Origin of the sequence: Klebsiella sp. GW_Kp182, from assembly GCF_040062275.1 — a bacterium.
Lineage (GTDB): Bacteria > Pseudomonadota > Gammaproteobacteria > Enterobacterales > Enterobacteriaceae > Klebsiella > Klebsiella michiganensis.
On the sequence record NZ_JBEAFQ010000073.1, the window covers coordinates 48,946 to 56,588 of the forward strand.

Consider the following 7,643-nt stretch of genomic DNA (forward strand, 5'->3'; position numbering starts at 1 on the left):
ATTGTACACGTTCAGTCCAGGCTAGCACCAACAACCTGTAATACTTTGTTGAACGCTTGTTCAGGTTGTTCACTGTCTAACCAGTGGATACCTTCCCAACCGCGCAGCCAGGTCACCTGACGTTTAGCTAACTGTCTCGTGGCGCAAACACCTCGATAAACCATTTCATCATACGGGATCTCGCCATTTAGGTAAGACCACATCTGGCGATATCCGACACAACGAATGGAAGGCATATCCGTATGCAAATCTCCCCGGGCAAAAAGCGCCCGCACTTCTGCTTCAAAACCTGAAGCCAACATCTGATGAAAACGCTGTTCTATGCGCTGATGGAGCAGTTCACGGCTCGCCGGGGCGATGGCGAACTGGTGCACCTTATACGGCAGAGCATCACCTGACGTTTGCGTCAGCTCCGTTAAAGTTTTACCCGAAATGAAAAAAACTTCCAGTGCTCGGGAAAGTCTTTGCGGATCATTTGGATGAATACGAGCGGCGGCAACCGGATCAATTTCCTGTAGCTGCTGGTGTAACGCGTTCCATCCCTGCTCTGCGGCCTGTTGCTCGATCCTGGCTCTGACCTCAGGGTCAGCCGAGGGTAGAGGCGACAATCCTTCCAACAACGCCTTGAAATACAACATCGTTCCGCCAACCAGTAGCGGAATACGCCCGGCAGCGACGATATCGGCCATCTCTGCCAGCGCATCGCGGCGGAAATCCGCCGCGGAATAAGCTTCGGCCGGGTCAAGAATATCCAGCAGACGATGCGGCGCAGCGCTCAGCTCCGCGGCATCGGGCTTGGCCGTGCCTATGTCCATTCCTCGATAGATGAGGGCTGAATCAACGCTAATCAACTCTACTGGCAAAACTTTACGTAAGGCGATAGCCAATGCGGTTTTACCAGAGGCCGTCGGGCCCATTAAAAATATTGCCTTAGGCAGGCTTGCCTCAGTTACATCACTCATCTTTCAGGGCATTCATCGCCGAATGTAAATCAACAGGTTGTAACAGACCACCCGGCGGCGCTTTAACCAGCTGCGGACATAAGCGTTCGATATCCGCCAGGACGGCAATCGCCTGCGCCATGTTCCACTGCGCATGTTCGCTCGCCAGATTACGCGCCATCCACTGAGCAATATTGCCGACGTCGACGGTTTTTTGCTGCGCCAGGTAGCCTATCAGTTCAGGAATCAAGATTTGTAAATTTTGTTGTCTTAAGGGTAAAGGCACTGCGCGGACCGTCACGTGGTGCGCATCGGACTGGAGTTCAATCCCGACCTCAGCCAGCGCCGACTGAGCCTGCTTGAGCGCGTCTTTTTCCTCGTCGGACACTTTTATCCGCAGCGGGATAAGCAGCGGTTGGGCGCAAACCGCCTCTGCGCCCGGCGTTAGCTGCGCCTGGCGCAGCCAGCGCTCAGCAACCGGCAGAGCCAGCAGCGCTAACTTACCGCCGCGCTCCAGCAGCGCGCAGTCGCTATCGATAATCGTCAGTACGCGGCCAAAGCTTTGGCTATGGCCCGACAGGCCTTCCGCTGCCGGTGCGGGAGCCAAGGGTTTGCGCTCCGTGGCCGGCGTATCCAGCAGTTGGCGATAAAGCGCACCCTGCTGTTTTTGATAGCCTGGCTGCGCGTGCGGCCAGGCGGCTCCGCCAGATGAACCCGAGGCGGCGGACTCTCGCGAACCTCCGGTATTAAAACGCGGCGCGGCGGGCTCATCCCGGTAACGGGGAGCGGCGCTTTCACGCGCGACCGCCGGCTGGGCAAAATGATTGCCGCCCGCCGCAATGCGGTTTTCCGGCACCTGCCGCGGCGCGGGCTCATCGCCCTCTTCCGCCAACGGCACCTCCAGCTGCTGCTGCAGGACGCTCAGCACGCCCTGATAGATAAAGTCATGCACCAGGCGCGACTGATGAAAACGCACTTCATGTTTGGCCGGATGGACGTTCACATCCACCTGATGCGGATCTATCTTCAGATACAGCACAAAGGCAGGCTGCTGGTCGGCGCCCAGTTTGTCTTCACAGGCCTGGCGAATCGCGTGATTAATCAGGCGATCGCGCATCATCCGCCCATTGACGTAGCAATACTGAATCTCCGCCAGCGTCGGATTGGTATGTAGCGGATCGGCCACCCAGCCGCTGAGGGTCAGGTCGCCGTGCTGCCACTCAATCGCCAGCGCGTGTTCGAGAAATGGCAAACCGCAGATCGCGCCCAGACGCCGCTCGCGCTGGCCGTCCTGCGATACCGCCCGGTACTGGCGCACGGACTTGCCGTTGTGGCTGAGGTTGATGGTCACGTCGAAGCGCGCCAGCGCAATGCGCCGCACGATCTCGTCGATATGGCCAAACTCGGTTTTCTCGGTGCGCATAAATTTGCGCCGGGCGGGGGTGTTATAAAACAGATCCAGCACTTCCAGCGTTGTTCCCACCGGGTGCGCCGCCGGCTTCACGGTGACCGCCTGATCGCGCCCTTCAGCATAGGCCTGCCAGGCCTCCTGCTGATCTTCGGTACGCGAGGTCAACGTCAGGCGTGCCACTGAGCTAATACTGGCCAGAGCTTCGCCGCGAAAGCCGAGGCTAATGATCGCCTCAAGGTCATCCAGCGAAGCAATTTTACTGGTGGCGTGACGAGCCAGCGCCAGCGCCAGCTCGTCTTTTTTGATGCCGCAGCCGTTATCGCGAATGCGGATTAACTTCGCCCCGCCGCGCTCAATATCAATGTCGATGCGCGTCGCCCCGGCATCGAGGCTATTTTCCACCAGCTCTTTGACCACCGACGCCGGACGTTCCACCACTTCACCTGCGGCAATCTGGTTGGCGAGCTGCGGCGGTAGAACCTGAATCGGCATGGCCGTCTCCTTAATTTAACAACGTCCCGTCTGACGAACCTGCGCTGGCAGTCTGCGCGGCTGCCCCGCGCGGCGCGGATTGCAGAGGATGCTGCATAAAGTAGTTACGCAGGCCGTTATAAATCGCCTCTGCGACCTGCTGCTGATAAGCATCGCTACCCAGCAGCCGCTCTTCGCCGGTATTACTGATAAAACCCGTTTCCACCAGGATCGACGGGATATCCGGCGAACGCAGTACGCCGAGGCTGGCATGCTCAGGGCGACGCTTATGTAAATCGCCGATCCGCTGCAGCTGGCTCAGCACATTGGTCGCCACATCATACCCGACGCGCTGGGAATGGCCGAACTGTAAATCCAGCACCGCCTGGCTCAGGTAAGGGTCCGACTGGCTGTTGGCCAGTACATCGCCCGCGCCGCCCAGCAGTTCTGACTGTTTCTCATGCTGCTCGAGCCAGCCGGCCATTTCGCTGTTCGCGCGACGGTTGGAAAGCACCCAAACCGAGGCCCCGGTAGCATCGCGATTCGGCGCAGCGTCGGCGTGAATCGAGACAAGGAAATTGGCGTTTTGCTTACGTGCGACGTCAGAACGCCCCATGACGGAAATGAAATAATCGCCGTCGCGCGTTAGCACGGGCCTGAACTGCGGATCGGCATTCAGCAGCGCGCGGAGCTTACGCGCAATCGCTATGGTCACATTCTTTTCTTTCGTGCCGTTCGGACCAATGGCTCCCGGATCCTGGCCGCCGTGGCCGGCGTCAATGGCGATAATCACTTTATCGTCGCCGGAAACGGTACGCGCCGCAGGACGCGTTACGCTACTGGTGCTGGTCACCGCGGTAAGCCGGTCGTTATCGGCTTTAAACGGGTTGCGCGCGGGTTCGCTCGGACGCACGGGCTGCGCCACGGGCCTTTCCGCCTGTCTAACCACCACCGGCTGAGGTGGAGGCGGAGGCGGCGCGTCGGCGTTAATCGTAAACACCACGGTGTAGTTAGAGCCGTTCTGCTGTTTCACCGCGCGGGTTTTGCCATCGGCGGTGAGATCCACCAGCAGGCGCAGCGACTGCGTATCCTGCGGCGTCCCGGAACGAATGCTTTTTACCAGATTATTGCCGCTAAACTGCAGCGGTAGCCCCTGGAGTACGCCAGTCTGTTTAATATCCAGCGCCACGATGCGTTTGCCCTGGGGGCTAAACGAATATTCAGGTTCGCCGATAAAGCTAATGGTAATGCGGGCCTGCCGATCGCCATTTGAGACCTGGATATCGGATAAACTTGCCGCAGTGCCCTGAATGCTGAACAGCATCAGTGCGGCGGCCAGCCAACTGGTTAAGCGATACATCATCCCGTCGTCCTTCAGGCTAATTAGCCAAACGCGCCAATAAAGACTCACCCAATGAGGAGACCGCGGTTACGCGCGCCTCACGCCCTTGTGCCTGATACTCAAGGTGAATTTCAACATCCGGGTCCGGAAGTACTCCCGTGCCCTGCTGAGGCCATTCCACCAGGCAGATAGCATCGTCAGTAAAATAATCGCGGATCCCCATAAACTCGAGTTCCTCAGGATCCGCCAGGCGATAAAGATCGAAGTGATAGACCATCAAATTATCGAGACTGTATGGCTCGACGAGGGTGTAGGTTGGGCTTTTAACGTTGCCACGGTGACCGAGAGCCTGAAGGAAACCGCGGCTAAAGGTGGTCTTACCCGCCCCTAAATCGCCATACAAATAGATGACCGTCGCGCCAGCGCATGCCTGCGCGACGCGATTGCCAAGGCTTAAAGTCGCCTGCTCATCGGGTAAAGGAATCACTCGGTTAATCATGGTCTACGTCAATCACATCCGGGTTAACAACACGCCTGAGCGTGAAAAAAAGATCGGTCGCCAGCATTCCGCGGGTGCCGTGTCTCGCCGCCAGCCGATCGGCGGCTTCGCCATGAGCAACGCATCCGGCGCAGGCAGCATCATACGGCGTCAGGCGCTGGCCTAACAACGCAGCGATAATACCGGTCAGCACATCGCCCATCCCGCCGCTGGCCATCCCAGCGTTACCGGCGTCGATAATAGCCATTTCGCCCGTTTCGCTCGCCACGATCGTACCTGCACCTTTCAGCACCACGATGCCACCATAACGTTTTACCAGACGTTGTGCAGAATGTAAGCGATCGCTTTCAATTTCTGCCACACTCACGTTCAGCAGGCGGGCGGCTTCGCCGGGATGCGGCGTCAGCACGCGATTGTGACGTTTATCGGGATTGATTGCCAGCAGGTTCAGCGCATCCGCATCCCAGACCATCGGTTTGCGAAAATTCTCCGCCTGGCGTAGCGCATTTTTACCCCACTCGCCCAGCCCCAGCCCCGGCCCAATCGCAATGACATCCGCCCAGTGCAGACTCTCTTCGAGAGAGCGGGACGTCAGCTCATGGACCATCAGCTCAGGCCTGGCGGTCAGAATGGGCGCAATGTTGTCCCGGTGAGTCAGTACTCGCACCAGCCCGGCGCCCGCGCGCAGCGCCGCTTCACCGCTCATTCGTATGGCGCCCGCCGTCCCCGGTTCGCCGCCAATAATCACCAGCTTACCGTGGTCGCCTTTGTGCGAGGTTGGACGCCGCGGCGGCAGCCAGCCGGGGAGCTGCGAGGCATCGAAGCGACTGAGCGCCGTCGTTTGGCCTGCCAGCCAACCCTCAAGCCCCAGGGCGTGGTGATGCAAACGGCCAACGACATCGCGGGCTTTTCCGGTCAGCAGCCCCGGCTTAAGCGCGATAAAGGTGATGGTATGAGCGGCATGGATAACCGCGCCCGGCGTCGTCCCCGTTTGCGCATTCAGGCCGGAGGGGATATCCAGCGCCACAACCGCAGCCGGATGGGCGTTTGCCCGCGCGATCAGCGCCGCAACGTTTTCCCGGGGCGCGCTCTGTAACCCGGTACCGAGCAGGCCGTCAATAATCAGCGTGATATCTTCCGGCCAGGGGATGCTGGCGGCATGAATCGTGCCGCCGGCGTTGAGCCACTCCTCACGCGCGAGGCTGGCCTCTTCCGGCAGCGGTTTCTCGCTCTCCAGCGCCAGCAGCGTGACCTGAATGCCTCGCGACTGTGCCAGGCGAGCCACCACGTAGCCGTCGCCGCCGTTATTACCGTGGCCGCAGAGAATCAGCCAGTGCTGGCTTTCAGGATACTGGACGCGCGCAAGCTCAAAAGCCGCTTCGCCCGCACGACGCATCAGTTCATACAACGTCAGCCCAAGGGCATCCGCCGCTTCTTTTTCCGCTCGTCGTAGCGCCTCCGCCGACCAGATGATATGTGGTATACTCCCGGTGTTTTTCGTCATCGTATGGTCCATCATGTCACAGCCCCTCGATCTCAATCAGTTAGCGCAGCAAATCAAACAATGGGGCACAGAGTTGGGGTTCCAGCAGGTCGGTATTACCGATACCGATCTCAGCGCCAGCGAACCTAAACTGCAGGCGTGGCTGGATAAACAATACCACGGCGAAATGGCGTGGATGGCGCGTCATGGCATGATGCGCGCGCGCCCCCATGAGCTCCAGCCCGGTACCCTGCGCGTGATTAGCGTGAGAATGAACTACCTGCCCGCTAATGCCGCTTTCGCCCGTACCCTGAAAGACCCCGCCGTGGGTTACGTTAGCCGTTACGCCCTCGGACGGGACTATCACAAGCTATTACGTCATCGCCTGAAAAAATTAGGTGAGATGATTCAGGGACAGTGTGCTTCGCTCAATTTTAGACCTTTTGTCGATTCCGCGCCGATTCTTGAACGCCCTTTAGCCGAAAAAGCGGGGCTGGGATGGACAGGTAAGCACTCGCTCATCCTTAGTCGCGATGCCGGCTCGTTCTTTTTCCTCGGTGAACTGCTTATCGATCTCCCTCTTCCCATTGACCAGCCCGTCAAGGAAGAGTGCGGCCGCTGCGTTGCCTGTATGACCATCTGCCCAACCGGCGCCATCGTCGAGCCCTATACCGTCGATGCCCGGCGCTGTATTTCCTATCTGACTATCGAACTGGAAGGCGCTATTCCGGAAGAGTTTCGCCCGCTGATCGGCAACCGCATATACGGCTGCGATGACTGCCAGCTGATTTGCCCGTGGAACCGCTTCGCGCAGCTCACCGATGAAGAGGATTTCAGCCCGCGCAAGGCGCTACACGCCCCGGCGCTTATTGAGCTGTTCGCCTGGAGCGAACCCTGGTTTTTAAAAGTGACGGAAGGTTCGGCCATTCGCCGTATTGGTCATCTGCGCTGGCTGCGTAATATCGCCGTCGCGTTGGGCAACTCGCCCTGGGATGAAGCGAACCTGAAGGCGCTGGAAAGCCGCAGGGGTGAGCACCCGCTTCTCGACGAACATATCGAGTGGGCGATGGCGCAGCAAATTGAAAAGAGAAATGCCAATGTGGTTGAGGTGCAGTTACCCAAAAAGCTGCGTCTGGTCAGGGTGGTTGAAAAAGGGCTACCGCGCGACGCCTGATTCATTCACAGGGTGTGAATAAAAATAAAAACACATTGCGTTTCAAGGGGCAGACGTTCGTCAAGTGATCGGATTAACACTTTGAAATGAAATTTAACTGTTACATTTCAATTAGATATAAGAATACTATTTACATAGTGAAGTAATTTTCTGAGAGAGGACGAAAGGTTAAGCTGTGGATAACTCTGTTCACAGTATTTTCAGGACCGCGCGAAAATCATCACCGGCGCGTGCTTGCGCTGTGGATAAACTGGGTATGAGAAGATATTTGGAGCGGGAAACGAGACTCGAACTCGCGACCCCGACCTTGGCAAGGTCGTGC

At 58.2% G+C, this 7,643-nt stretch carries 6 protein-coding genes; 1 reads left to right on the plus strand and 5 read right to left on the minus strand.

Features of this window, described 5'->3' with window-relative positions:
• Positions 1–11: 11 nt before the first annotated feature.
• The 5 genes from miaA to nnr are packed head-to-tail and all read right to left on the minus strand — an operon-like array spanning position 12 to position 6,168.
• Positions 12–962 (minus strand): tRNA (adenosine(37)-N6)-dimethylallyltransferase MiaA, encoded by a 951-nt coding sequence (gene miaA, locus ABLU88_RS27115; RefSeq protein ID WP_032695150.1) that lies wholly within the window; start codon positions 960–962, stop codon positions 12–14.
• Positions 955–2,844 (minus strand): DNA mismatch repair endonuclease MutL, encoded by a 1,890-nt coding sequence (mutL, locus tag ABLU88_RS27120; RefSeq protein WP_025107633.1) that lies wholly within the window; start codon positions 2,842–2,844, stop codon positions 955–957. The genes miaA and mutL overlap by 8 nt, the downstream gene beginning before the upstream one ends.
• A 10-nt stretch (positions 2,845–2,854) precedes the next feature.
• The gene (gene amiB / locus ABLU88_RS27125; protein ID WP_047724784.1) at positions 2,855–4,186 is read right to left on the minus strand and encodes an N-acetylmuramoyl-L-alanine amidase AmiB; all 1,332 of its coding nucleotides are present in this window, start codon (positions 4,184–4,186) and stop codon (positions 2,855–2,857) included.
• 16 nt (positions 4,187–4,202) lie between these two features.
• Positions 4,203–4,664: a tRNA (adenosine(37)-N6)-threonylcarbamoyltransferase complex ATPase subunit type 1 TsaE gene (gene tsaE, locus ABLU88_RS27130; protein WP_014227619.1), complete on the minus strand. Its 462-nt coding sequence runs from the start codon at positions 4,662–4,664 to the stop codon at positions 4,203–4,205.
• The gene (gene nnr, locus ABLU88_RS27135; RefSeq protein ID WP_219674905.1) at positions 4,657–6,168 is read right to left on the minus strand and encodes a bifunctional ADP-dependent NAD(P)H-hydrate dehydratase/NAD(P)H-hydrate epimerase; all 1,512 of its coding nucleotides are present in this window, start codon (positions 6,166–6,168) and stop codon (positions 4,657–4,659) included. Before nnr ends, tsaE begins: the two co-directional genes overlap by 8 nt.
• A 13-nt stretch (positions 6,169–6,181) precedes the next feature.
• Between nnr and queG the strand changes: the two genes are divergently transcribed.
• A complete protein-coding gene (queG, locus tag ABLU88_RS27140) occupies positions 6,182–7,321 on the plus strand; it encodes a tRNA epoxyqueuosine(34) reductase QueG (protein ID WP_064377785.1) in 1,140 nt (379 codons plus the stop codon).
• Positions 7,322–7,643 lie beyond the last annotated feature (322 nt).

Bases quoted from the DNA above. Each gene is read 5' to 3' on its own strand.
- miaA (WP_032695150.1), bottom strand. From the start codon at position 962: ATGAGTGATGTAACTGAGGCAAGCCTGCCTAAGGCAATATTTTTAATG.
- mutL (WP_025107633.1), bottom strand. From the start codon at position 2,844: ATGCCGATTCAGGTTCTACCGCCGCAGCTCGCCAACCAGATTGCCGCA.
- amiB (WP_047724784.1), bottom strand. From the start codon at position 4,186: ATGATGTATCGCTTAACCAGTTGGCTGGCCGCCGCACTGATGCTGTTC.
- tsaE (WP_014227619.1), bottom strand. From the start codon at position 4,664: ATGATTAACCGAGTGATTCCTTTACCCGATGAGCAGGCGACTTTAAGC.
- nnr (WP_219674905.1), bottom strand. From the start codon at position 6,168: ATGACGAAAAACACCGGGAGTATACCACATATCATCTGGTCGGCGGAG.
- queG (WP_064377785.1), top strand. From the start codon at position 6,182: ATGTCACAGCCCCTCGATCTCAATCAGTTAGCGCAGCAAATCAAACAA.